We start from the raw sequence: 23,411 nt of genomic DNA on the forward strand, positions 1-23,411 counted from the left end.
ACTACGGGAACGGTATCGGCAACCACCGACAAACGGCGGCGCGGGGGGATGAGATCGTTCACAAAGAGACCGAGATCATTCGCGGACCGGCGCGCGTGCACGGCACAACGACCACTGCGTGCACGGCACAACGACCACCGCGCGCACGGCACCACAGCCACCGCGCGCACAGCACAACGGCCGCCGCCCGGGCGAGGGCTGCGGCCGTTGCGCATGGGGGGTGGCGGCTTTCGCGATGCGGCTCAGCAGCCGTAGTCCACCAGGTCGAACGACTCGTAGTGGTCCGAGGTGTAGTAGTCCTCTTCCGCCTTCTTGCCGGTGACGATGCGGCGCGCGCCACGGTCGTCGGAGCCGGGGGTGATGACGGTGTACTCGTGGTAATAACCGGAGGACTGGGCCGGAAGGATGCCCTCGCGGTTCTGGAAGACCGTGCCGTCCTGCGGGAACGGATACGGGCCACCCTCCTCGATCAGGTCGAGGGTGTCATGGGCCTGGGACGGCAGCTTCGAGTAACAGATGTCGCCGACGTCCGCGACGGCCCGTACCGATACGGAGGCCGCGGGCGCGGCCGGGGTGGCGGTGGCCGTGACAGCCGTACCGCCGATGAGGAGCGACGAGGCGAGGACGCCGAGGGCTCCGATGCGGGCAATCCGTGGGGGGATTTTCATGCCCCATAGCATGACGCGCGTAGACAGTGGCATGTCAATGCCAAGTGGCGGGAGTTTTCGCGGAGTTCACAAGATGCGGGTGAAGCGCGAGGAGGCGAGACCGAACCGTTATTTTGCCCCTGAGGCAAGCTTTTTGCCTGAGAGGCGAAGGGCTCGCTATACCGGAAACATGAACCCGCTCCCCGAAGGGGACCCCGCCGAGCCGCCCGTCGACCCGCCCGCGGAAGCGTCCGCCGAAGCCGAACTGCCCACCGTCGCACCCCGCCTGCGGGACCTGCGGCGCGGCAGCGGGCTGACCCTGGAGGCGGCGGCCCACCGCGTGGGGCTCTCCCCCGCGCATCTGTCCCGGCTGGAGACGGGCCGCCGTCAGCCGTCGCTGCCGATGCTGCTGGCCCTGGCCCGTACCTACGGAACCACGGTATCCGACCTCCTCGGCGAGGTGCCGCCGAGCCAGGACCCCATCGTGCGCGCCGACCGGATGGAGGCGCAGGAGGCGGGCGGCTGGACGTACCGGCGGGCCGGTGGCTCCGGCCGGGCGATGCAGGCGCTGCGGCTGCACGTACCGGAGGGCTCGGGCGCCCAGGACGACCTCGTACGCGTCCATACGGGCGAGGAGTGGCTGTACGTCATCAGCGGGCGGCTGCGGCTGACGCTCGGCGACGCCGTCCACGTACTCGGCCCCGGCGACGCGGCCCACTTCGACTCGCTCACCCCGCACCGCATCGCCGCCGCGTCCCCCGGCGGCACCGATCTGCTTTTCGTCCACACCCTGCTGCAGAGCGGGGCCGCCGAGCTGTGCCTCGGTGACGCCGCGCGCCGCGGAGGAAGGCCCGGAACCCCATGAACGACGCGACCCCGACCCCGGCTCCGGATCCCCAGCCGGACCCGGCCGCCCCGAGGGCGATGCGGGAGCAGGACCGGGCGCCGATCCCGGTCTCCGTCCGCATCTTCATCTATGTCGTCGGCGTCCACGCCTTCGCCGGTTTCCTCTACATGCTCTTCTACCTGGGCGCGTCCAAGTAGCTGATCTCGCGCGCGGCGCGCTGGGATCGCGTACGGCGGGAATACGGCTCCGTAGCCGCCCCGCCCGGGAAGGGAGCCCACCGATGGAGGACCGCGCGGCGTCGACCGCCCGCACGATGTGGACCCTGTTCGAACCCGTCCACGCCGTCGCCTACTTCGCCCCCGAGGCCCTGGCGACGTACGAGGACGCGGGGCTGCGGGGCTTCTGGCGCGGCTATTTCGCGTGCCGCGCCGCGCCGCTGGGCCCGGTCGGGCCGGAGCCCGTCGCCGCCGCCTTCTTCTCCTTCGCGCCCGCCATGGTCGCCCGCGCCCTGCCCGACGTATGGCAGCTGACCGCCCCCGAACGCGCCCTGGAGATACGGCGCGCGGGCACCGTGGCGGCCCTGCGGCGGCTGCTCACCGGCCATGAGCGCGAGGCCGAACGGGCCGCCGAGGCCCTGGTCCCCCGGGCCGCCGGGCTCGACACCGCCGGGCGCGTCCTGGCCGCCGCCCATGCCTCGCTGGACTTCCCCGACCAGCCCCTGGACCGCCTGTGGCACGCCGCCACGCTACTGCGCGAGCACCGCGGCGACGGCCATGTCGCCGCCCTCGTCGCCGCCGGGCTCGACGGCTGCGAGGCCCTCGCCCTCCGCGCGGGCACCGACATCCCGCGCGCCGAACTCCAGCCCTACCGAGGCTGGACCGACCAGGAGTGGGAGGAAGCCCGCCTCCACCTCACCGAACGCGGCCTCCTCCTCCCCGACGGCACCGCCAGCCGCAACGGCCGCGAGCTGCTGCGCGCCGTCGAGTCCGCCACCGACCGGGCGGCGGAACGCCCCTGGCGCGCCCTGACCCCGGACGCAGTCCGGGAGCTGACCACCCTCCTCACCCCCGTCTCCCGCGCCTGCGCCACCGCGCTCCGCTTCCCGAACCCGATCGGCCTGCCGAACCCGAGCGGGCAGTGACCCAGGTCACCCTCCCCCATGTCACACTTCGCCGCGCTGTCCCGTCAGAGAGGTGTAACCAGCAGCGACGACATGAGGAGCCGACCATGGAAGCCCGCTTGAACCTCTTCGCCAACCCGGCCGCGGCCACGTTCCTCAAGCACATCAACACGGCCGGACGGTCCATCTCGGACTCGACCCTGCCGACCGCGACCCAGGAGCTGGTCAAGCTCCGCGCCAGCCAGATCAACGGCTGCGGCTTCTGCACCGACATGCACACCAAGGAGGCCGCACACGCCGGGGAGACCTCCGTACGCCTCCACCTGGTCGCGGCCTGGCGCGAGGCCACGGTCTTCACCGACGCCGAGCGCGCCGCCCTGGAGCTGACGGAACAGGGCACCCGCATCGCCGACGCGGCCGGTGGCGTCACGGAGGAGGCCTGGGCGGACGCCGCCAAGCACTACGACGAGGACCAGCTCGCCGCCCTGGTCTCCCTCATCGCCCTCATCAACGCCTACAACCGCATGAACGTCATCGTCCAGCAGCCCGCCGGTGACTACCGGGTGGGCCAGTTCGGCTAACCGGTCAGCACGGCACCCCGGGTCCTGCTCTATCGGGGCCCGGGGGACGTCGTTCACGTGCCGGAGGCGTTAGGCGCGGGCGGGTGTGGTGTGCAGCAGGTGGTCGATGTGGCGTTGGAGGATGGCCTGCGCCGTGGGCGGGGAGTGGTGGCCTGCCAGGACGTGGGCCGTGAGGCCGTCGGCCAGGGCGAGGAGCGTGTGGGCTTCGCGGTCGGGGTCGAGGTGCTGGGGAACTTCCCGGGTGTCCTGGCCGTAGCGGATGAGCCACGCGATGAGGCCGTGGAGCTTGGCGTAGGTGTCGCGCAGGACGGCGGCCAGCTCCTCGCTGGCGGGGGCATGGGTGACGAAGGCCAGCCAGACCTGGGCCTGGGTCTTCGACTCCTCGTCCAGCAGGGCGAGTTCGGCCAGGGTGTGGGACAGCAGGGTCGACGCGGCCTGGGAGGTGGGGGTGGCGGCTATGCGCTGGTTGGCGCGTTCGCTGACGTGGTGGGAGATGTGCTCCAGCGCGGAGAGCAGCATGTCCTGCTTGGTGCGGAAACACCGCTGGACAGCGCCCATGGACACACCGGCCTCGGCGGCGACGTCGCGGAGGCTGACGGCTTCCATGCCGGAGCGCGCGATCAGGGTGCAGACCGCCTCGGCGATCCGTCGGCGCCGGTCCTCGTAGTCGACCTGCCTGGGCACGGTGTACTCCTTCCCACGTTCTGATGCACTTGCATCGTATCCGGATCCGCTGCACGATGTGATGCGATCGCATCGGAACGATGCGCGGATACCGGGAGGGAAAGTTCGTCATGGCGAAGCAGCTCAAGAGGACGGACAGCGGCTCAGGGCAGGGGCTGCTGTGGCTGTTCGGTGCCATCCTCGTCGTCCAGGGTTTCGGCTCCGCCATCACGGAGGCCGGGTGGGATACGAGCTTTGGTGTCGCCGGGCTCCTGCGGGCCGCCCATCTGCCCGAATGGGTAACGCTGCTGGTCGGCTTCGCGGGGGTGGTCCTGCTGGGAATGGCGGCGCGCCGTCGTTACGCGAGGAGTCGGGCGGAGCGGCACCCGGTCGCGTCGCGGGACATCCCTTAGCCAACGCTCAGGTGACGGTGATGGCGCCGGTGATGACGGCGAAGGCTATGTAGGCGAGGGAGACGGGGACGCCCCAGCGCAGCGCGTGCTTCTGGAAGTCGCCGAGTTCGGCCTTGACGAGGCCGAGGAGGACCCAGAGGGGGGCGCTGGTGGGGCCCATCATGTGGAGGATCTGGCCTATCGCACCGGCGCGGGCGATCTGGTTCGCGTCGATGCCGTAGTGGGCGGCGGATTCGGCGAGGACGGGGACGACGCCGAACCAGTACCCGTCGTTGGACATGAAGAAGCCGAGGGGCAGGGCGAGGACGGCGGTGAACAGCGGGATGAGGTTGCCCATGGAGTCGGGGACGACGGCGAGGGCCGCGTCGGCCATGGCCTTGATCATGCCGGAGTCGGTCATGATGCCGGTGAAGACACCGGCCGCGAGGACGAGGATCATCACGGGGACGGCGTTGGCGGCCTGACGCTTGATGAGGTCCTGCTGGTCGCCGATGGCGCGGATGTTGATGAGCAGGGCGATGACGAACGCCACCATGAAGAGCACCAGGAGGTCGGCGACCTCCAGGATGAGCAGGACCATCAGCAGCACGGTGAGGGCGGCGTTGACCCACATGCGCCAGTCCGGGCGCACCGGTTCGAAGGCCTCGCCGGAGGCGATCTCGCGCTGGTAGGCGGCGAGTTCGGCGGGGTCGAGCTTGCGGCGCTCGCGCAGGCCGAGCCAGTAGGCGACGGCGATGATGGCCACGCTGGTCAGGGCCATGGGGCCGATCATGTGGACGAAGTAGTCGGTGGCGCTCAGGTGCAGGACGCTGATGCCCCGGGTGGCCGCGCCGCCCCAGGGGGTGGTGCCGGAGATGGTGCCCAGCGCCATGGCGGAGACGGTGGCGAGGATGAGGGGGTTCATGCCCAGGCGCCGGTAGATGGGCAGGAACGCGGAGCAGACGATCATGTAGCTGGTGGTGCCGTCGCCGTCGAGGGCGACGCACAGGGACAGGACGGCGGTGCCGACGCAGATGCGGACCGGGTCGCCCTTGGCGGCGCGGACGATCGTCTGGCAGACGGGTTCGAAGAGCCCGCACTCCATCATCAGGCCGAAGTAGAGGACGGCGAAGAGGAGGAGCGCGGCGGTGGGCGCGACGGTCTCCAGGCCGTTCGTGATCATGTCGCCGAGCTTGGCTCCCTTGCCCGCGACGAGGGCGGCGGCGATCGGCGTGAGCATGATGGCGGTGAACGCGGAGAGGTACTTCCGCATCACGAGCAGCATGAAGCTGCCCAGGGTGGCGAAGCCGAGGACGGCGAGCATCGTTGCTCCTTGGGGCAGGGCCGAGGGGCCGTGCGGGGTGGGTTCCGGTGTGGCTCGCGTCATCGGTCGCGCTGCCGGGGAGGAGATCCGTCACCTTGCATCCGGTTGACCGGTTTACCGGATGGCCGGTAGGTAACTAGACTTCCGGGCATCACGTCAATACCGAAGTTGAGGATTTCGATGGCCGAACTCGCCAGGATCACCGTCGAACCACGGGAGCCGCTGGCAGCCGAGGTCTCTCGCCGTCTGATCGACTATCTGATGTCCGGCGAGGTGCAGCCCGGCGACCGCATCCCCTCCGAGCGGCAGCTGACCGAGATGCTCGGCGTGAACCGACCCACCGTGCGCGAGGCGATCAAGTCGCTGGGATTCCTCGGCCTGCTGGAGATCCGCCAGTCCAGCGGGACGTACTTCCGCGGCGCCGACTCCGACGTGCTCTACCGGCTGTTCGAACTGGGCCTGGTGCTCGGCGAGCGGGGCGCCCGGGACATGGTGCGGGCCCGTGCGGAGCTGGAGGTCGTCGTGGCGGGCCTTGCGGCGCAGGCCCGTGACGAGGCGGGCGTCGGGCTGCTGCGCGCACGGCTGGCCGCGATGCGGGAGTGCCCGGACGAGGAGTTCCCCGAGGCGGACACGGCCTTCCACGCGGCCCTGGCGGAGCTGGCGGGCAACACGGTCCTGCGGGACATGCTCAAGGGCATGCGGGCGATGATCCAGCGCGGCTGGGTGGAGCGCACCGGCGCCGTACGGTCGCGCGAGGTGGCGTACGCCGACCACGTGCCGATCTTTGAAGCGGTCGCGGAGGGCGACGCCGAGGCGGCCCGCGCGGCGATGACGCAGCACATGGACGGGGCGTCGCGGCGGCTGATGGAGGCGCTGGAGCAGCGTCAGGCGTAGGGGGGCGGCTAGGGGGTGTCTTTCGGATCAGGCCGGATCAGCGAGCGGCGTCCGGTGCGGTGCCTCGCAACCCGCGTGAGGAGAGCGCAGCGGCGCTGCGTGCGACGAGCGCGGGGCGGCGAGGTGCCGTGCCGGGCGTCGGGAGCCCGGCATGATCCGGAAGACACCCCCTAGGGCCGCCGGGCGCGTTCCGGTGGTCCATGGCCTGCCATAACGGCAACTGGTTGACCGGTTGACCGGTTGCTTCTACAGTGGCGGCGCCCCCGCCTACCGGAAGAGGACATCCCGGTGATCGAATCCCGCCCTCTGGTCGCCATGATCCACGCCGTGCCGACCGGAGCCCGCGTCGCCCAGGAGGCGTTCGCGCGAGAGTTCCCGCAGGCCACCGTGTGGAATGTGCTGGACGATCGGTTGCTGGAGGACGCCCTCGGTGCTGCCGACGGCGACGGTCTTACGGGCGCGCTGCGGCGTCGCATGCTCCGCCTGATCGGGCATGTGGTGGACGGCGGCGCCCAGGGCCTGCTGCTGACCTGCTCGTCCTACGGGGACGTGGTGAACACCGCCCGCGCCCTGTGGGACGTGCCCGTGCTGAAGGCGGACGAGGCCATGTTCACGGCCGCCCTGGCGGGCCCGTACGAGCGCGTCGCCGTCGTCGCCTCCACTCCGCCCGCCGTTCCCGCCGCCGTGGCCCAGTTCGAGGCGCTCGCCCCGGCCGTCCGGCCCGACCGGCCGGTCCGGCTCGTCACCGCGCTGAGCGAGGCGGCGGCCCGCGCGGACACCCCGGAGGCGATCGCCCGGCAGCTGGCCGACGCCCTCACGGCCGCCGGGGGCGAGGGGGCGGACGTGGTGCTGCTGGCGCAGTACTCCCTCTCCCCCGCCCGGGACGCGCTGGCCGGGCTGCTGGGCGTCCCCGTACTGGACGGCGCGGGCGCCGCCGCCCGCGAGCTGCGCGCGCTGCTCGTACCCCGGGCGACGGTCACCCCATGAGCACGCCCCTGGCCTGGCCACTGGCCTACACCGTCACCGGCGACGACTGCCGCGCGCCCGTGCCGCTCGGCTTCCGGGCGCGGTTCGCCGACGCCGTCCGGCAGCTGGCCGCACTCGGCTACGACGGTGTCGAGGTCCAGGTCCGCGAGGCCACCGCGCGCGACGCCGACGCCATGCTCCGCACCGCCGAGGGCGCCGGGCTGAGGATCCTCGGCATCGGCACCGGACCGGTCTCCGCGCAGGACCGGCTGACGCCGACCGACCCCGCGCCGGACGTACGCCGCCACGCACGCCACCGGCTGCTGGGCGCGGCCCGGCTCGCCGGGGCCCTCGGGGTGCCGCTCACCCTCGGCCAGACCCGGGGCACCTTCCTGCCGGGGCTGGAGGACGTGCAGCGGGCCTGGGCGGAGCGAGCGGTGCGGGAGCTGGCGGAGGAGGCTGCCGCGTACGGGAGTCGACTGCTCGTGGAGCCGCAGTCGCGCGCCCACACCTCCTTCTGGCACTCCCCCGGCCAAGTACTCGCCGCGCTCGACAGGATCGGCGCACCGTCAGCCGGGCTGGTGCTGGACACCCACCACCTGGAGTCGGAGGGCATCGATCCGGTCCGGGCCGTGGCCGACCACGCCCGGGTGACCGGCTGCGTCCAGCTCGCGGCGCCGGGCACCCGGGGCCCGCTGACCGTCGGCGACCCCCGGCTGCCCGCGCTGCTGGGGGCGCTGCGCCGGGGCGGCTTCACCGGGTGGCTGACGCTGGAACACACCCAGGGCGACGACAGCCCCGGGGCCGCCGCGAGATCGCGGGCCGCGCTCACCGATGCGGCAGAGAGCCCAACCTGACACCCCACCACCTGTGAGAGGAACCCGCATGAGCACCACGTACCGCCTCGGCGTCCTGGAGGGCGACGGCATCGGCGCCGAGATCGTCCCGTCCTCCGTCGAGATCGCCACCGCCGCCGCCCGGGCCACCGGGGTGTCCGTCGACTGGGTGCCCCTGCCGCTGGGCGCCACCGCGATCGCCTCGCACGGGACGCCGGTTCCGGAGGAGACCAAGGAGGCGCTGGCCGGACTGGACGGCTGGTTCCTCGGCCCGCACGACTCCGTGTCGTACCCCGAGCCGCACAAGTCCGCGCTCAACCCCTCGGGCACCCTGCGCAAGCACTTCCAGCTGTTCGCCAACATCCGCCCCGCCAAGAGCTTCCCGGGCGCGAAGGCCGTCTGCGACAGCGCCGACCTGGTCATCGTCCGCGAGAACACCGAGGGCTTCTACGCCGACCGCAACACCTACGCCGGTACGGGCGAGTTCATGCCCACCCGCGATACGGCGATCATGATGGGCATCATCACCCGCGAGGCCACCGAGCGCGTCGCCCGCGTCGCCTTCGACCTGGCCCGCTCGCGCCGCAAGAAGGTGACGATCGTCCACAAGGCGAACGTCCTCAAGCTCACCACCGGGCTGTTCCGCACCGTGTGCCAGGAGGTCGCCGAGGAGTACCCGGATGTCGCGGTGGACGACTTCCACATCGACGCCATGACGGTCCATCTGGTGCGCCGCGCCCAGGACTTCGACGTCATCGTCACCGAGAACATGTTCGGCGACATCCTCTCCGACCTGGCCGGGGAGATCTCCGGCTCGCTCGGCACCGCCCCGTCCATCAACGCCTCCGCCACCACCGCCATGGCCCAGGCGTCCCACGGCTCCGCCCCCGACATCGCCGGGCAGAACGCCGCCAACCCGGTCGCCATGATCCTCTCCGGCGCCATGCTGCTCGAATGGCTCGGCGCGAAGCACGGCGACGAGGCCCTGGGCGCCGCCGCGCAGCTCATGCAGACCGCCGTGGCCGACACCATCGCCGCCGGTACGTCCACCCGCGACCTCGGCGGCTCCGCCTCCACCACCGAGTTCACCGCCGCCGCCGTCAAGACCATCGGCGCCACCGGCCAGAGCTGACCCACCCGCTCCGGGGCGGGCCCTCCCTGTCGTCGCCCGCCCCGGCCTCCGCACGAGAGAGACCCACGACCATGACCCTGCGCATCGGCTGCATAGCCGACGACTTCACCGGCGGCACCGACGTCGCCGCCGCCTTCCGGCGGGCGGGCCTGCGCACCGCTCTGGTCTTCGGCACCCCGGACGCCACCACCGCGCTGCCCGCCGACTGCGACGCCGCCGTGATCGCCCTCAAGTCCCGCTCCGCGCCCGCCGACGACGCCGTCGCCGACTCGCTGGCCGCCCAGCGGGTGCTGTGGGAAATGGGCGCGGCGCAGATCTACGTCAAGTACTGCTCCACGTTCGACTCCACCGCCCGGGGCAATATCGGCCCGGTCACCGACGCTCTGGCAACGGCCACCGACACCGCCGTCACCCTGCACTGCCCGGCGTCCCCGCCCAACGGCCGCACCGTCTACCAGGGCCATCTCTTCGTCCACGACCAGCTGCTGTCCGAATCGCCCCTGCGGCAGCACCCCCTCAACCCCATGACGGACTCCGCCCTGACCCGCCTGCTGTCCGCGCAGACCCCGCACCCCGTCGCCCTGATCGACTGGCCGACCGTACGCCGCGGAGCCGACGCCGTACGGGACGCCCTGGCCGCGCACCAGCGGGCCGGGGCGCGGCACGTCATCGCCGACGCCCTCACCGACGACGACCTGGCCACGCTCGGCGCCGCCGCCCTCGAACTCCCCGTCGTCGCGGGCGCCGCCGGGCTCGCCGAAGGGCTCAGCCGCGCCCACCCGGCCGCCGGGCCCGCCGCCCCCGTCCCCGTACCGCGCGAGGGCCGCGCCGCGGTGCTGGCGGGCAGCTGCTCCGTACGCACCCTGGAGCAGATCGGCCACTTCCACGCCGCCGGGCTGCCCGCCCACCGCCTCGACGCCCTGGCCGCCGCGTCCGGCCACGACGTCATCGGCGCGGCCCTGGACTGGTACGACGCACAGGACCCCGGCCTGCCCGCCCTGCTCCACGCCTCCGCCGCACCCGGCGAACTCGCCGCCGTCCAGGACGCGCTGGGCGTCGCCGAAGCCGCCGCCCTGGTCGAGGGGCTGCTCGGCACCCTCGCCTCCCACCTCGTCGGACGCGGCGTACGGCGCCTGCTGGTCGCGGGCGGGGAGACCTCCGGCGCCGTCACCACGGCGCTCGGCGTCCGCGCGGTCCTGGTCGGCGACGAGGCCGACCCGGGCGTGCCGTGGACGTACGCCACGACCGAGGCGGGCGAGCTGGCCCTCATGCTGAAGTCCGGCAACTTCGGCGCCCCGGACCTGTTCACCCGCGCCCTCGGCGCCCCCGGCACCCCCGGCGAGGAGCACGCATGACGAGCGAGGAGCACGCATGACGACCCCCTACGGCGATCAGGCCGCCCGCGCGCTGGTCGTGCGGACCGCCCGCTCCCTGTTCACGCGCGGCCTGACCCACGGCTCCACCGGCAATCTGTCCGTCCGGCTGGCCGACGGCAGCCTGCTGCTCACCCCCACCGGGTCCAGCCTCGGCACCGTCGAGGAGGCCGAGCTGTCCCGTACGGACCTCACCGGCGGGCATCTGGACGGGCCCCGGCCGACCAAGGAGGCGTTCCTGCACGCCGCCTTCTACCGGGCCCGGCCCGCCGCCCACGCGGTGGTCCATCTGCACTCCACCCACGCCGCCGCCGTCTCCTGCCTGGACGGCGTCGATCCGGCCGACGCCCTGCCCCCGCTGACCGCGTACTACGCCATGCGCGTCGGCACCCTGCCGCTGCTGCCCTACCACGCCCCCGGCGACAGCGCCCTGGAACCGCTCGCCGAGCGGACCGCCCGCGCCCACCACGCGGTCCTCCTCGCCAACCACGGGCCCGTCGTCGCCGGTGCCACCCTGGAACAGGCCGCCGACGCCATCGAGGAACTGGAGGAAACCGCCAAGCTCCACCTCCTGCTGCGCGGCCACGCCACCCGCCCCCTCACCCCCGAACAGGCCGCCGAGATCGCCCCCTGAGCCATCGCCGAGCCATCGCCGCGCGGGAGGGGGCACGTCCATGCGCTGCGTGCCGACGACGGACAGCAGCCGCAGCGCCTCCTCGGACGAGGAGCCGGGGGTCGAGAGCTGCTGCCGGTTGAAAGCACTTGGGTGCATTTTGGTGTGCGCGAGTGAGCATCGACGAGCGCGCGACGCCCCTTCGAAGAGTGGGAAGGGAACGCCGGTTCTTGCGTCGAATGCGTGACCTTTACGAGTGGTGTTCGTTGGACGCTGCGACGGGAACTCTTCGGGCCGCGTAGGGGTGAGGGATGAGCGGGATGCGCGAGGTGGCGGCGTCGTTCGTGGCGCCCGGCCCGGCCGGGGTGGCCATCCGCACCGGTCTCAAGGGCCTGACCGGTCAGGACGAGAGGGTCCTGCGCCTGGTCGGTGGCCTGCTGGGCTCCCTGGCCTCCCTGGACTGGAAGGCCCGCTGTGCAGCCGGGCCAGCTCATGACAGCGACCGGTGGGCGCAGCGCAAGCGGGCGTTGACCGGACAGTGCTCCTCGCGTTGGGCGGGCAGTATCACTAAGGCCACGCATGACCAATGGGCGCTGGCCCGGCGTGGCCAGCTCGCGCATATCCAGTCTCTTGAGGCCGCTGTTCGTACGATCACCAGTCGGCTGGCGCTGCCGGTCGGGGCGAAGGGCTCCCGGGGCTTGCCGGGGGGTTACCGCTCCCGACAGGAGTGGTTCGCCAAGTCCCGGCGCCTGCACCTGCTCCAAGACCAGCTGGAGCAGGAGCGGGCCGACCGTGCGAGCGGATGTGTGCGGGTGGTGCGGGGTGGCAGGAAGCTGCTGCGTAACCGGCACAATCTCCAAGCCGCCCAGTTGACCGAGTCCCAGTGGCGTGTGCGGTGGGAGGCTGAGCGCTGGTTCCTCCAGGCCGACGGCGAATCAGGAAAGCGGCACGGGAACGAGACGATCCGCGTCAGCCCGGACGGTGAGGTGAGTATCAAGCTCCCGGCGCCGCTGGCCGGGCTGGCGAACGCGCCCCACGGCCATTATGTGCTGGCCTGCCGGGTCGGCTTCCGGCACCGGGGCGAGCAGTGGGCCGACCGCATCACGGCCCACCGCGCCGTGGCCTACCGCATCCACTACGACGTGGATCGGGACCGCTGGTACCTGACCGCCTCCTGGAAGATCCCACCGATCAGGACGGTGCCGTTGGAGGCTGTCCGGTCCGGCGGGCTGATCGGCGCCGACATGAACGCCGATCACCTGGCCGCCTGGCGCCTGGACACCCACGGCAACCCCGTCGGTGAACCGCGCAGGTTCGACTACGACCTGTCCAGCAACGCACCGCACCGGGACGCGCAGGTACGGCACGCCCTCATCCGCCTCCTGCACTGGGCCAAACACCACGGGGCGGCCATAGCAGTCGAGGACCTGGACTTCGCCGCGGAGAAGACCCGGGAGAAGCACGGGCGCAGGAAGCGGTTCCGCAAACTGATCTCCAGCATGCCCACCGCCAAGCTGCGGGCACGACTGGTATCGATGGCCGCCGAGCTCGGCATCAACATCGTGGCCGTCGATCCCGCCTACACCAGCCGCTGGGGCGCCCAGCACTGGCAAAAGCCCCTCACCAGCGACAGCAGAAAGCCAACTCGTCATCACGCGGCAGCGGTGGCGATCGGAAGGCGCGCCCTGGGACACCCGATCCGGCGACGGACGCAACCGCCCCCACAGCACCAGAGCGATGCTGTCGGGCATCGGAGCGTCCAGGCCGCACCGGGTGCCCCGGGGCGTGAGGAAACCCGCCCCCGCATCCCCGGACCACGGACACGATCCGTCGGCACCGGACGCGGAGCGAAAGCGGGCGACCAGTGTGCCCAAAACCGTTCGGAGCACACGGCTGAGCACGAGTTCTGGCACCAGGACTCGCTCCCGCTCAGTCCCTAGGAACGGTCGCGGTGTAGATCACGACCCGCTGGTCCTGGTCGGTGATACCGAGGGCGAGCGCGGCGCCGCAAGGTGCCATGCCGGGCGTCGGGAGCCGGCATGATCGGCAAGACACTCCCTGGCGCGACAGCCCCGCCACGTCTAATGGAGGGCCGAAGGTAGCGGGACCGTCACCGAGCGGGGTGCGCTGGGAACGTCAGGCGTCGCCGCCCAGCTCCGCGTACCGCGCGGCCAGCCGGTTCGCGCCCTCGGCCGTCAGGGAGCCGTGGAGGCGGAGGCGGGCGATGCCGCCGTCCGGGTAGATGTCGATGCGGACGTGGGTCACCGGCGGGGCCTGGTCGAGCAGGAAGCGGTGGACGGTGTCCGGCTGGAGGGGGGTGCGGGGCAGGAGTTCGGTCCAGGGCGCGTCCGCGTCGGCGGTGGTGTCACGGCCGTACAGCGCCGCCCAGCCCGGCGAGTTGCCCTTGTAGCAGCCGGTGTCGATCTCGACGGCGCGGATCGAGGCCTGTTCGGTGAGCCGGTAGCGCACCCAGTCGTTGCCCCGGTCGCGGCGGCGGCGGGTCTCCCAGCCCTCGTCCATCTTGTGGGAGCGGCCCGGCTGGATGGAGTTGGTCGGCGGGGAGTAGAAGCGGTCGGAGGCGTCCTCGGCCGCGCCGCCGTTCTCCAGGGCCGCCAGGTCGAACGTGCCGAGGGCGGTGAGCCAGGCCGGGTCGGGGATGACCTCGCCGTGGACGCGGAGGCGGGCGATGCCTCCGTCGGGGTGCTGCTTGAGGCGCACATGGGTGAAGCGATGGGGAACGGAGACGGGGAAGCCGTTGGCCGCGTGGCCGCCGACCTGGGTGCGGGGGACGAGGGTCGTCCACTCCGTCTCGTCGGCGAGCAGGTCCGCCGGGGACGGGGTGCCCGGCAGCGAGGTGGCCTCCACGCTCACGGCCTGCGGGTAGTTGCCGCGGAAGTGGGCGGTGTCGACCACGATGCCGTGGATGACGCCCGGCGCGCCCAGCCGGATCAGGGCCCAGTCGTGGTCCTCGTCCGTGGGGTGCGGGGTGTCGGCGGCGGCCCCCCGGCGGCGCCGGGTCTCCCAGCCGTCCATGACCTTGCCCTTGTGGCCGAAGTCCGCGGGGTCGAAGTGCGGCGCCTCGGGCCGCAGCAGGTTCTCGCGCTCGGCGAAGAACTCGTCGTTGGCCGCGGTCACACTGCCGCCGAGCCGCCGGTCGGCGAGGTCGGGGAGGTGGGCGAAGGGGAAGTCGGCGGTGCGGTAGTCGGCGCCCGGGTCGCCGCCGCCGTACGGGTGGGCGTCGCCGGTGAAACGGGGGATCGGCGCGGTCATACGCGGGGCTGCCTTTCGAGGAGTCGGCCGGTCGGTTCGGTGTGTGCGCCGTGGTCGGCGATCTTGCGGCCGCGCAGCCAGGTGGACCGTACGACGCCGTGCAGCGTCTTCCCGGCGTACGCGGTGACCTGGTTGCGGTGATGGAGGGCGGCGGGGTCGACGGTGAAGGTCTCCTCGGGCGCCAGGACCGCGAAGTCGGCGTCCCGGCCCGCCTCGATGGCGCCCTTGCCGTCGAGGCCGACCAGGGCGGCCGGGGCCGTGGACATCCAGCGTGCGACATCCACGAGGGTGTGGCCCCGGCCGCGGGCCTCGGTCCAGATGGCGGGCAGGCCGAGCTGGAGCGAGGAGATGCCGCCCCAGGCCTGTCCGAAGTCGTCGGTCTTCAGCTCGGCGGTGCAGGGCGAGTGGTCGGAGACGACACAGTCGATCGTGCCGTCGGCCAGGCCCTGCCACAGCGCGTCCTGGTTGGCCGCCTCGCGGATCGGCGGGCAGCACTTGAACTCGGTGGCGCCGTCCGGGACTTCCTCGGCGGTCAGGGTGAGGAAGTGCGGGCAGGTCTCCACGGTGATCCGGACGCCTTCGCGGCGCGCGGCGGCGATGCGCGGCAGGACGTCGGCGGAGGACAGATGCAGGATGTGGACCCGGGCCTCCAGCTCGCGGGCGAGGTCGATCAGGCCCTCGACGGCCCGGTTCTCGGCGGCGCGCGGGCGGGAGGCGAGGAAGTCGGCGTAGCGCGGGCCGCTGGGCGGCGGGGCGCCGTCGATCAGCCTCGGGTCCTCGGCGTGGACGATGAGCAGCCCGCCGAAGCCCGCGATCTCGCCCAGGGCTGCTTTGAGCCCGGCCGGGTCGAGGTGCGGGAACTCGTCCACGCCGGAGTGCAGCAGAAAGCACTTGAAGCCGAGGACCCCGGCGTCGTGCAGCGGCCGCAGATCGGCCGTGTTGCCGGGGATCGCACCGCCCCAGAAGCCGACGTCGATATGGGCCGCCGCGCGGGCGACGGCCCGCTTGATCTCCAGCGCCTCGACATCGGTGGTGGGCGGGATGCTGTTGAGGGGCATGTCGACCAGCGTGGTCACGCCACCGGCCGCGGCGGCGCGGGTGGCGGAGGCGAAGCCCTCCCACTCGGTGCGGCCGGGGTCGTTGACGTGGACGTGGGTGTCGACGAGCCCGGGGAGGAGGGCATCGTCCCCGAGGTCTTCGAGCCGCGCCCCGGGCGGGAGGGCCGTGTCGTGCGGCAGGACGGCCAGAATCCGGCCCTCGGCGGTGGAAACGGCGACGGACGCGGCGCGCGGGCCGTCGGGAGTGATCACGCGCGTCGAACGCAGCACCAGGTCCGGGCTCAGCTCCGGTTCCAGCTCGGGCACCCCTACTCCCCTCGATAATTCCGCAACACGGAATAAGTTTTCCGCTCGGAGTCTTCCCTTCTCGTTCGATCTGGTCAAGACTTCCCGGGCACCCCCGTTCGATTCCGTAGCATGAAAGTGGATTTTCGATACGTAGAACGTGGCGCCAAGAGGGACCGGTAGGCTTCCGAAGGCCGGTCGGCCGCGATATCCGACGCGGGCGCGAGACCGGTGCTGCCCGCTGCGAAAGGAAACGCCGACGTGCCGTCCGCCGAGTCCAAGACCGCCGCCACCAACGCGGGTGGCGTCCAGTCCCTGGAGCGCGCCTTCGACCTCCTGGAGCGGATGGCCGACGCCGGGGGCGAGGTCGGGCTGAGCGAACTCTCCGGCAGTAGCGGCCTCCCGCTGCCCACCATCCACCGGCTGATGCGCACGCTGGTGGCCTGCGGTTACGTACGCCAGCAGCCCAACCGCCGCTACGCGCTCGGCCCCCGGCTGATCCGGCTCGGCGAAAGCTCGGCCCGGCTGCTGGGCACCTGGGCACGGCCGTATCTGGCGCGCCTGGTGGAGGAGACCGGCGAGACCGCGAACATGGCGCTGCTGGACGGGGACGAGGTGGTGTACGTCGCACAGGTGCCCTCCCGTCACTCCATGCGCATGTTCACCGAGGTCGGGCGGCGGGTCCTGCCGCACTCCACCGGCGTCGGCAAGGCGCTGCTGGCCACCACACCCCCGGACGAGGTACGCGCCCTCCTGGCCCGCACCGGTATGCCCGCCGCGACGGCGAAGACGATCACCTCGCCTGACGCGTTCCTGGACGCGCTGCGGCTGGTACGTGAGACCGGATACGCCGTGGACGACAACGAGCAGGAGATGGGCGTGCGCTGCCTGGCGGTGTCCGTACCGGACTCCCCGACGGCGGCCGCCATCTCGATCTCGGGCCCGGCGGGGCGGGTGACGGACGAGGCCACTCAGGAGATCGTGCCGGTGCTGAAGGAGGTCGCCGCCGATCTGTCGGCGGCGCTGGCCAGCACGGACGGCAGCTGACGAGGCAGGAGCTAGCGCGGCACCGTACCGAACAAATCGATCGCCGTCCTGACCCCTCGCAGCGCCGGGTTCAGGGCGCTGACCGAGCCGAGCGCACCGGCCACCAAGAGCAGGGAGCGGCGGAGGCGGTGCAGTTCGGGGGTGCCGGTGCGGGCCATGGCGTCGAGTGCGGCCAGTTCGTCGTCCGCGATGGCCCGGTCCGGTAATTCCGCCGGATGGGCGGCCAGGTCACGCCTGAGCCGGGCCACGGCCAGGCGCAGCTCCGCCACCCTCGGGTCTTCCTCGGTGCACGCCACTGTGGCGCCCTCCACGTCGGACAACACGGCCCTTCTCCCCCTCGCGCGCGGCTGCACGAGCCCGCCCTCCCTCTCCCCTGCCCCTCCGGATGTCGAATCGGACACAAGGGGCTGCGGATCAGTTAACGCCACCGTGTGCGCAGTGCGCCATACGGAGAGCGAAAATCAGACCGGCTGGGATGAACCGTCCACGCGGCGCCCCGGTGCGGTAAGCAGGGGGCATGGATCGCACCTTCGATGACAACGCGCAGGTCGCCGGGTTGCTGCTGGCGGCGGGCGGGGGACGGCGGCTGGGCGGGCGGCCCAAGGCGCTGCTGGAGTACCGGGGCAGGCCGCTGGTGGAGCACGCGGCGCGCGCGCTGCGGGAGGGCGGGTGCGCCCCGGTGCACATCGTGCTGGGCGCCGCCGCCGGGGAGGTGCGGGAGCGGGCCGAGCTGCCGGGCTGCGTCCTGGTCGACAACCCGGACTGGGAGGGCGGCATGGGCTCCTCGCTGCGCGCCGGACTGGCCTCACTGAGCGCCACGGGGGCGTGCGCGGCGCTGGTCACGCTGGTGGATCAGCCCGGGATCGGGGCACCGGCGGTGGCGCGCGTACGGGCCGCCTGCCGCGACGCGACCCGCCCGGCGGAGGGCCTGGTGACGGCGGAGTACGACGGCGAGCGGGGGCATCCGGTGCTGTTCGGCGCGGACCGGTGGGCGGATGTGGCGGCGAGTGCGGAGGGGGATCGCGGGGCACGCGCGTATCTGAGGGCACATCAGGCCGAGATCATCCGGGTCGACTGCGGCGACATCGCCCGCGTGGACGACATCGACACCCCGCAGGATCTGGAGCTGCTGCGGTAGCCCCCACTCACACGTCCACACCGCACGTGCAGCGAGTCTCACATCGACAGCCGATTGAACTTCCACGATGAGGAAATTAATATCCAGAATTGCTATCGACTGAGGAGTGAACGCCCATGTCCGCACCAGCGCCATCCCCGCTGGCCATCGTCGACGCCGAGCCTCTGGAGCGTCAGGGAGAGGTGCTGACCGACGCGGCTCTGGCCTTCCTGGCCGAGCTGCATCACCGCTTCACCCCTCGCCGCGACGAGCTGCTCGCGCGTCGCGCCGAGCGACGGGCCGAGATCGCCCGTACGAGCACGCTGGACTTCCTGCCGGAGACCTCGCACATCCGCGAGGACCCGGACTGGCGCGTGGCCGAGGCCCCGCGCGCGCTCCAGGACCGCCGGGTGGAGATCACCGGTCCCACCGACCGCAAGATGACGATCAACGCGCTCAACTCGGGCGCCAGGGTCTGGCTCGCCGACTTCGAGGACGCCTCCGCGCCCACCTGGGCGAATGTGATCGGCGGCCAGCTGAATCTGACCGACGCGTATGAGCGCCGGATCGACTTCACCTCCCCCGAGGGCAAGAGCTACGCGCTGCGCCCCGCCGAGGAGCTGGCCACCGTCGTCGCCCGCCCGCGCGGCTGGCACCTGGACGAGCGCCACCTCCGGGACGCGGAGGGCCGCGCGGTGCCCGGCGGGCTCGTCGACTTCGGGCTGTACTTCTTCCACAACGCGCGCCGCCTGCTCGACCTGGGCAAGGGCCCGTACTTCTATCTCCCGAAGACCGAATCGCACCTGGAGGCCCGCCTCTGGAACGACGTCTTCGTCTTCGCGCAGGACTACGTGGGCGTCCCGCAAGGGAGCGTCCGCGCCACCGTGCTCATCGAGACGATCACGGCCGCGTACGAGATGGACGAGATCCTGTACGAGCTGCGCGACCACGCGTCCGGGCTCAACGCGGGCCGCTGGGACTACCTGTTCTCCATCGTGAAGAACTTCCGCGACGCGGGCCCCGGCTTCGTCCTGCCCGACCGCAACGCGGTGACGATGACCGCGCCGTTCATGCGCGCCTACACCGAGCTGCTGGTCCGCACCTGCCACAAGCGCGGCGCCCACGCGATCGGCGGGATGGCGGCCTTCATCCCCTCGCGCCGGGACGCCGAGGTGAACGCGGTCGCGTTCGACAAGGTGCGGGCCGACAAGGACCGTGAGGCGAACGACGGCTTCGACGGCTCGTGGGTCGCCCACCCCGATCTGGTCCCGGTCGCCCGCGAGTCGTTCGACGCGGTGCTCGGCGAGCGGCCGCACCAGAAGGACCGGCTGCGCGAGGACGTCCGGGTCACGGCGGCCGAGCTGATCGACGTCGCCTCCCTGGACGCCAAGCCCACCTTCGCGGGGCTGCGCAACGCCGTACAGGTCGGCACCCGCTACATCGAGGCGTGGCTGCGGGGCCTGGGCGCCGTCGCCATCTTCAACCTGATGGAGGACGCCGCCACCGCGGAGATCTCCCGCTCCCAGATCTGGCAGTGGATCAACGCCGGGGTCGTCTTCGAGAACGGCGAGAAGGCCACCGCCGACCTGGTGCGCACGGTCGCCGCCGAGGAGCTGGCCGCGATCCGCGAGGAGGTCGGCCCGGAGGCGTTCGAGGCCGGGCGGTGGCAGCAGGCACACGATCTGCTGCTGAAGGTCGCGCTGGACGAGGACTACGCGGAGTTCCTGACGCTGCCCGCGTACGAGCTGCTGGGCTGAGCCCCGTACGTGACGAGGGGCCCCGGGACATCGCCCCGGGGCCCTTTGGCGTGCTGGCGTCTACGAGGTGTGGAGCTGGGCGCGCGGCACGATCTGCTGGGACTGGCCGGGGCTGGACCACAGCAGCTTCATATGCGCCTCACCGGTCTGCTCGGTGTACTCGACCTTGAGGGCGTGGCGCTTCCCGGCCGTCAAGGCGACGGTCGCCTTGTCGACCTTCGCCGTATGCGGCGTGGTGCTGTCGATGAGCAGCTTGCCGTCGATCCACACCCGCACCGTGTCGTCGGAGACGGTGGTGAGCGTGTACGTCTGGCTGTGGCGGGGCACCAGGGAGCCGGTCCAGCGGACGCTGAAGCGGTCGGCCGGAACCCGGGCGTCCGGTGAACCGGCGCTCCGCCAGGCGTGGTTGACGGTCGGATCGGTCCGGGTGACGACCGGCGGCCCGGTGAAGGTGTCGTTCGCGAACACCTCCTGCCGCAGCCCGGTGCCCCGGCCCGGAGGTACGGACGCGCCCGATGGCCTGACCGTCAGCTCGATGACCGACGCGGTGGTGTTCGCCGGCCCGCCGGACGGGGTGAGGTCGAAGCCGTCCCCGGCCGCCGCGACCGCGACCTTCTGCCCGCTGCCCAGCACCCGCGCCCCGGTCACCTCGAACGGCGCCCGCGCGGTGAGGTGGAGGGGCTGCCCGGCGGCGGGCCAGTCAGCCACGGAGGCGTAGAGCTTGTCGCCGGACCGGCTGACCGCTCCCCACCGGGGCTCGGCCACAAGACCGGCCTCCCGCGCCCCGTATACGGCCCGGCCCTGGCCGGACGTCCGCAGCCAGGAGCCGATGTCGCGCAGCCGGTCGACGGACGGCTGGGGGATGCGGCCGAGCTTGTCGGGGCCGACGTTGAGCAGGTAGTTGCCGCCTCGTCCCGCGATGTCGAGGAGGTTGCGGGTGAGGGTCTGGGGCGACTTCCAGTTCTGGTCGTACTTGGCGAAGCCCCAGTTGCCGTTGAGGGTCATGCAGGACTCCCAGAGCTGGCCGTCCACCGGGGCGTCCGGGATCTCCTGCTCGGGGGTGCCGTAGTCGCCGTCCACGACGCGGCGCTTGCCGACCCGGTTGTTGATGACCAGGTCCGGGTCGAGGCCGCGCAGATACGCTTCGAGCTGCTCGCCGTCGCGCGGGGACCAGTTGTTGGTGGGGTCGTCCGCGTCCCATTCGCCGTCGAACCACAGCAGCGCCGGGTCGTACCCGTCGACCAGCTCCTTGAGCTGCGCGTACATCCGCTCCCGGTACTTCGGGAAGGTGGCCGGGTCGGCGAAGTCGGGGTCGTGCCAGTCCCAGATCGAGTAGTAGAAGCCGAGCTTGATCCCGGCTGCGTCGGCGGCGGTCTTCAGTTCGGCGAGGATGTCGCGCCGCTGGTCGAACGAGGAGTGGTCGCGCAGATTCCAGGTGTTCTGCTTCGTCGGCCACATCGCGTATCCGTCGTGGTGCTTGGACGTGATGACGATGTAGCGCTGACCCGCGTCCTTGGCGGCCTGGACGACGGCCTTGGCGTCGAAGGAGGACGGGTTGAAGCCCCGCGCCATGTCCTCGTAGGCGCTCGTGGATATCCGGCAGTTCCGCTTGATCCACTCCGCGTCCCGGCACACGGTGCCGTCGGGGCGGGTGTATTCGCCTTCCAGCTGGGAGTAGGCGCCGAAGTGGATGAACATCCCGAACCGGTCCTGCCGCCACCAGTCGGTGCGGGCGGAGGTGAACGGGTCGTCGCCCGCGTAGTCGGTGCCGGGACCGGGGTCGGCGCTGGTGGGTACGGGGGTGGGTACGGGGGTGGGTACGGGGGTGGCTTCGGCGGTGGCGGAGGGTCCGGTGAGGGTCAGCGCCAGGAACAGGCCGAGCAGCAGGCTCAGACCTCGGGACAGGGATAACGCCCGTGGGGACACACGCATGGCGGCTCCTGTGCTCATGGTGCTCATGGGTGGTCGGACAGGAGGGCTGGCCAGCCGCGTACCGGAACCTAGAGCCGCATAGGTGGGATGTCAACGGGACATAAAGCGCCACCGCCGCCACTTTGCTACCAGCGAGCCCCCATCCATCCGATGTATCACCCATCCTCGGCGATACGGGCCAGCCGCCGCGCCTCGTCGCGCGCACCGCGTGCGATGTCGTCCTCGTCGGCGGTGAGCAGCCGCCCCGCCTCCACCACCGGCTCGCCGTTCACCAGCGACAGGGTCACCGGCGCCGCCGCGCCCAGAACCAGCGCAGCCACCGGGTCGGCGATGGTCGAGTGGCCGATGCCGTCCAGCTTCCACAGCACCAGATCGGCGAGCTTGCCCGGCTCCAGGGACCCGATCTCGCCCTCGCGGCCCAGCACCCGGGCCCCGCCGTAGGTGCCGAGACGGAGCGCCTGGCGGACCGTCAGCGCCTTCTCGCGGTGGTCGCCGAGCCGGTTGATCAGCAGGGCGTTGCGCAGCTCGGTGTGGAGTTCGCCGGACTCGTTCGAGGCGGTGCCGTCCACGCCGAGCCCGACCGGTACGCCCGCCGCGAGCAGATCCGGCACCCGGGCGATCCCGGCGGCGAGCCGGGCGTTGGACGACGGGCAGTGGGCGACGCCGGTGGCGGTGCGGGCGAAGGCGGCGATGTCGGCGTCGTTCATGTGGACGCTGTGCGCCATCCACACGTCCTCGCCGAGCCAGCCGGTGTCCGCGAAGTAGTCGGTCGGGCCCATCCCGAACCGCTCGTGGCAGAACTTCTCCTCCTCGACCGTCTCCGAGCCGTGGGTATGCAGCCGTACGCCCTTGCGGCGGGCCAACTCGGCGCTCTGCCGCATGAGTTCGGTGGTGACGGAGAAGGGCGAGCAGGGCGCGACCGCGATCCGCAGCATCGCGTCGTACGAGGCGTCGTGGTGGGTGTCGATGGCCTCCTCGGTGGCGGAGAGGGCGTCTTCGGTGGTCTCGACGGCGAAGTCCGGCGGCAGTCCGCCGTCCGAGCTGCCGAGGTCCATGGAGCCGCGCGCGGCGGTGAACCGCACGCCCAGCTCGCGCGCCGCGCGGATCTCGGCGCCCAGCAGATCGCCCGCACCGCGCGGGAACACGTAGTGGTGGTCCATGGCGGTGGTGACGCCGCCGCGCACCATCATCCCGAGCGAGCCGCGCGCGGCGGCGTACACCATCGGCTCGTCGATCCGGGCCCAGGTGGGGTAGAGCGCGACCAGCCAGTTGAAGAGGTTGTGGTCCTGGGCGAGGCCTCGGGTGAGCCACTGGTAGAAGTGGTGATGGGTGTTGACCAGGCCCGGGGTGACAAGGTGGCCGGTGCCGTCGACCCGGCGGACCACCCCGTCCAGGCCGCCCGGCGCGGGTCCCGGGCCGACCGACTCGATGCGGTTGCCCGCGACGACGACATGGCCCGAGGCGTGCTCGGTGTCCTGCGCGTCCACAGTCGCGATGGCGCAGTTCTCGATGACGATGCGGTGGGTGCGGTGCACGGGGCGTGGCCTTCCCTGTCGG

23 protein-coding genes are annotated in these 23,411 nt (G+C 72.0%); 15 read left to right on the forward strand and 8 right to left on the reverse strand.

The features are described from left to right. Positions 1-242 precede the first annotated feature (242 nt). Complete coding sequence (locus tag ACFV9T_RS26905; protein ID WP_385444671.1) at positions 243-668, reverse strand: ribonuclease; 426 nt, start codon at positions 666-668, stop codon at positions 243-245. Between the two features lie 169 nt (positions 669-837). On the opposite strand from ACFV9T_RS26905, the gene ACFV9T_RS26910 reads away from it, so the two are divergent. The 4 genes from ACFV9T_RS26910 (at position 838) to ACFV9T_RS26925 (ending at position 3,195) form a co-directional block, all read left to right on the forward strand. Further along, positions 838-1,512, forward strand: a complete 675-nt coding sequence (locus ACFV9T_RS26910) for a helix-turn-helix domain-containing protein (RefSeq protein WP_385444673.1) — start codon at positions 838-840, stop codon at positions 1,510-1,512. Then, positions 1,509-1,691: a DUF6126 family protein gene (locus ACFV9T_RS26915; RefSeq protein ID WP_385444675.1), complete on the forward strand. Its 183-nt coding sequence runs from the start codon at positions 1,509-1,511 to the stop codon at positions 1,689-1,691. Before ACFV9T_RS26910 ends, ACFV9T_RS26915 begins: the two co-directional genes overlap by 4 nt. Before the next feature lie 83 nt (positions 1,692-1,774). Next, positions 1,775-2,635, forward strand: a complete 861-nt coding sequence (locus ACFV9T_RS26920; protein WP_385444677.1) for a hypothetical protein — start codon at positions 1,775-1,777, stop codon at positions 2,633-2,635. A gap of 86 nt (positions 2,636-2,721) precedes the next feature. Further along, complete coding sequence (locus ACFV9T_RS26925) at positions 2,722-3,195, forward strand: carboxymuconolactone decarboxylase family protein (RefSeq protein WP_385444679.1); 474 nt, start codon at positions 2,722-2,724, stop codon at positions 3,193-3,195. A 69-nt stretch (positions 3,196-3,264) separates the two neighbouring features. On the opposite strand, the gene ACFV9T_RS26930 is transcribed toward ACFV9T_RS26925, so the two are convergent. Further along, positions 3,265-3,879: a TetR/AcrR family transcriptional regulator gene (locus ACFV9T_RS26930; protein ID WP_385444681.1), complete on the reverse strand. Its 615-nt coding sequence runs from the start codon at positions 3,877-3,879 to the stop codon at positions 3,265-3,267. 110 nt (positions 3,880-3,989) lie between these two features. Between ACFV9T_RS26930 and ACFV9T_RS26935 the strand changes: the two genes are divergently transcribed. After that, positions 3,990-4,271, forward strand: coding sequence for a hypothetical protein (locus ACFV9T_RS26935; protein ID WP_385444683.1), 282 nt, complete (start codon positions 3,990-3,992; stop codon positions 4,269-4,271). Between the two features lie 7 nt (positions 4,272-4,278). On the opposite strand, the gene ACFV9T_RS26940 is transcribed toward ACFV9T_RS26935, so the two are convergent. Then, positions 4,279-5,574, reverse strand: a complete 1,296-nt coding sequence (locus ACFV9T_RS26940) for a CitMHS family transporter (RefSeq protein ID WP_385444684.1) — start codon at positions 5,572-5,574, stop codon at positions 4,279-4,281. A 180-nt stretch (positions 5,575-5,754) separates the two neighbouring features. Here ACFV9T_RS26940 and ACFV9T_RS26945 point away from each other — a divergent pair, with 180 nt between their 5' ends. The 7 genes from ACFV9T_RS26945 (at position 5,755) to ACFV9T_RS26975 (ending at position 13,328) form a co-directional block, all read left to right on the forward strand. Next, positions 5,755-6,468: a FadR/GntR family transcriptional regulator gene (locus ACFV9T_RS26945; protein WP_385444686.1), complete on the forward strand. Its 714-nt coding sequence runs from the start codon at positions 5,755-5,757 to the stop codon at positions 6,466-6,468. Positions 6,469-6,756: 288 nt separating this feature from the next. After that, on the forward strand, positions 6,757-7,455 hold the full coding sequence (locus ACFV9T_RS26950; RefSeq protein WP_385444688.1) for an aspartate/glutamate racemase family protein: 699 nt from the start codon (positions 6,757-6,759) through the stop codon (positions 7,453-7,455). After that, positions 7,452-8,291, forward strand: a complete 840-nt coding sequence (locus ACFV9T_RS26955; protein ID WP_385444690.1) for a sugar phosphate isomerase/epimerase family protein — start codon at positions 7,452-7,454, stop codon at positions 8,289-8,291. Before ACFV9T_RS26950 ends, ACFV9T_RS26955 begins: the two co-directional genes overlap by 4 nt. Positions 8,292-8,319: 28 nt before the next feature. Then, a complete protein-coding gene (locus ACFV9T_RS26960; protein WP_385444691.1) occupies positions 8,320-9,402 on the forward strand; it encodes an isocitrate/isopropylmalate dehydrogenase family protein in 1,083 nt (360 codons plus the stop codon). Positions 9,403-9,473: 71 nt separating this feature from the next. Beyond that, positions 9,474-10,757 carry a 3-oxo-tetronate kinase gene (otnK, locus tag ACFV9T_RS26965; RefSeq protein WP_385444693.1) on the forward strand — a complete coding sequence of 428 codons (1,284 nt, stop codon included), beginning with the start codon at positions 9,474-9,476 and terminating at the stop codon, positions 10,755-10,757. A 16-nt stretch (positions 10,758-10,773) separates the two neighbouring features. Then, positions 10,774-11,409, forward strand: coding sequence for a 3-oxo-tetronate 4-phosphate decarboxylase (otnC, locus tag ACFV9T_RS26970; RefSeq protein WP_385444694.1), 636 nt, complete (start codon positions 10,774-10,776; stop codon positions 11,407-11,409). Positions 11,410-11,699: 290 nt separating this feature from the next. After that, positions 11,700-13,328, forward strand: a complete 1,629-nt coding sequence (locus ACFV9T_RS26975) for an IS200/IS605 family accessory protein TnpB-related protein (RefSeq protein WP_385444696.1) — start codon at positions 11,700-11,702, stop codon at positions 13,326-13,328. A 196-nt stretch (positions 13,329-13,524) separates the two neighbouring features. On the opposite strand, the gene alc is transcribed toward ACFV9T_RS26975, so the two are convergent. Next, positions 13,525-14,658, reverse strand: coding sequence for an allantoicase (gene alc, locus ACFV9T_RS26980; RefSeq protein ID WP_385444698.1), 1,134 nt, complete (start codon positions 14,656-14,658; stop codon positions 13,525-13,527). Continuing rightward, entirely contained in the window at positions 14,655-16,001 is a 1,347-nt protein-coding gene (allB, locus tag ACFV9T_RS26985) for an allantoinase AllB (protein ID WP_385444762.1), read from the reverse strand. The genes alc and allB overlap by 4 nt, the downstream gene beginning before the upstream one ends. Before the next feature lie 261 nt (positions 16,002-16,262). Here allB and ACFV9T_RS26990 point away from each other — a divergent pair, with 261 nt between their 5' ends. After that, entirely contained in the window at positions 16,263-17,048 is a 786-nt protein-coding gene (locus tag ACFV9T_RS26990) for an IclR family transcriptional regulator (protein ID WP_385444699.1), read from the forward strand. Between the two features lie 11 nt (positions 17,049-17,059). Here the strand turns inward: ACFV9T_RS26990 and ACFV9T_RS26995 are convergent, their stop codons facing one another. Continuing rightward, the gene (locus tag ACFV9T_RS26995; protein WP_385444701.1) at positions 17,060-17,371 is read right to left on the reverse strand and encodes a DUF5955 family protein; all 312 of its coding nucleotides are present in this window, start codon (positions 17,369-17,371) and stop codon (positions 17,060-17,062) included. Between the two features lie 194 nt (positions 17,372-17,565). Between ACFV9T_RS26995 and ACFV9T_RS27000 the strand changes: the two genes are divergently transcribed. Beyond that, positions 17,566-18,186: an NTP transferase domain-containing protein gene (locus ACFV9T_RS27000; RefSeq protein ID WP_385444702.1), complete on the forward strand. Its 621-nt coding sequence runs from the start codon at positions 17,566-17,568 to the stop codon at positions 18,184-18,186. A gap of 116 nt (positions 18,187-18,302) precedes the next feature. Then, positions 18,303-19,922, forward strand: a complete 1,620-nt coding sequence (aceB, locus tag ACFV9T_RS27005; RefSeq protein ID WP_385444704.1) for a malate synthase A — start codon at positions 18,303-18,305, stop codon at positions 19,920-19,922. 60 nt (positions 19,923-19,982) lie between these two features. On the opposite strand, the gene ACFV9T_RS27010 is transcribed toward aceB, so the two are convergent. Together ACFV9T_RS27010 and ACFV9T_RS27015 are read right to left on the reverse strand one after the other, a co-directional pair. Then, entirely contained in the window at positions 19,983-21,854 is a 1,872-nt protein-coding gene (locus ACFV9T_RS27010) for an alpha-L-fucosidase (RefSeq protein WP_385444706.1), read from the reverse strand. A 155-nt stretch (positions 21,855-22,009) separates the two neighbouring features. Continuing rightward, a complete protein-coding gene (locus ACFV9T_RS27015; RefSeq protein WP_385444707.1) occupies positions 22,010-23,389 on the reverse strand; it encodes an 8-oxoguanine deaminase in 1,380 nt (459 codons plus the stop codon). Positions 23,390-23,411: the final 22 nt, after the last annotated feature.

Origin of the sequence: Streptomyces sp. NPDC059850 (genome assembly GCF_042731515.1) — a bacterium.
GTDB lineage: Bacteria > Actinomycetota > Actinomycetes > Streptomycetales > Streptomycetaceae > Streptomyces.

What these genes read in the sequence shown, in the direction of transcription:
- ACFV9T_RS26905 (WP_385444671.1), bottom strand. Translation starts at nt 668, where the DNA reads ATGAAAATCCCCCCACGGATTGCCCGCATCGGAGCCCTCGGCGTCCTC.
- ACFV9T_RS26910 (WP_385444673.1), top strand. Translation starts at nt 838, where the DNA reads ATGAACCCGCTCCCCGAAGGGGACCCCGCCGAGCCGCCCGTCGACCCG.
- ACFV9T_RS26915 (WP_385444675.1), top strand. Translation starts at nt 1,509, where the DNA reads ATGAACGACGCGACCCCGACCCCGGCTCCGGATCCCCAGCCGGACCCG.
- ACFV9T_RS26920 (WP_385444677.1), top strand. Translation starts at nt 1,775, where the DNA reads ATGGAGGACCGCGCGGCGTCGACCGCCCGCACGATGTGGACCCTGTTC.
- ACFV9T_RS26925 (WP_385444679.1), top strand. Translation starts at nt 2,722, where the DNA reads ATGGAAGCCCGCTTGAACCTCTTCGCCAACCCGGCCGCGGCCACGTTC.
- ACFV9T_RS26935 (WP_385444683.1), top strand. Translation starts at nt 3,990, where the DNA reads ATGGCGAAGCAGCTCAAGAGGACGGACAGCGGCTCAGGGCAGGGGCTG.
- ACFV9T_RS26940 (WP_385444684.1), bottom strand. Translation starts at nt 5,574, where the DNA reads ATGCTCGCCGTCCTCGGCTTCGCCACCCTGGGCAGCTTCATGCTGCTC.
- ACFV9T_RS26945 (WP_385444686.1), top strand. Translation starts at nt 5,755, where the DNA reads ATGGCCGAACTCGCCAGGATCACCGTCGAACCACGGGAGCCGCTGGCA.
- ACFV9T_RS26955 (WP_385444690.1), top strand. Translation starts at nt 7,452, where the DNA reads ATGAGCACGCCCCTGGCCTGGCCACTGGCCTACACCGTCACCGGCGAC.
- ACFV9T_RS26960 (WP_385444691.1), top strand. Translation starts at nt 8,320, where the DNA reads ATGAGCACCACGTACCGCCTCGGCGTCCTGGAGGGCGACGGCATCGGC.
- otnK (WP_385444693.1), top strand. Translation starts at nt 9,474, where the DNA reads ATGACCCTGCGCATCGGCTGCATAGCCGACGACTTCACCGGCGGCACC.
- otnC (WP_385444694.1), top strand. Translation starts at nt 10,774, where the DNA reads ATGACGACCCCCTACGGCGATCAGGCCGCCCGCGCGCTGGTCGTGCGG.
- ACFV9T_RS26975 (WP_385444696.1), top strand. Translation starts at nt 11,700, where the DNA reads ATGAGCGGGATGCGCGAGGTGGCGGCGTCGTTCGTGGCGCCCGGCCCG.
- alc (WP_385444698.1), bottom strand. Translation starts at nt 14,658, where the DNA reads ATGACCGCGCCGATCCCCCGTTTCACCGGCGACGCCCACCCGTACGGC.
- ACFV9T_RS27000 (WP_385444702.1), top strand. Translation starts at nt 17,566, where the DNA reads ATGGATCGCACCTTCGATGACAACGCGCAGGTCGCCGGGTTGCTGCTG.
- aceB (WP_385444704.1), top strand. Translation starts at nt 18,303, where the DNA reads ATGTCCGCACCAGCGCCATCCCCGCTGGCCATCGTCGACGCCGAGCCT.
- ACFV9T_RS27010 (WP_385444706.1), bottom strand. Translation starts at nt 21,854, where the DNA reads ATGCGTGTGTCCCCACGGGCGTTATCCCTGTCCCGAGGTCTGAGCCTG.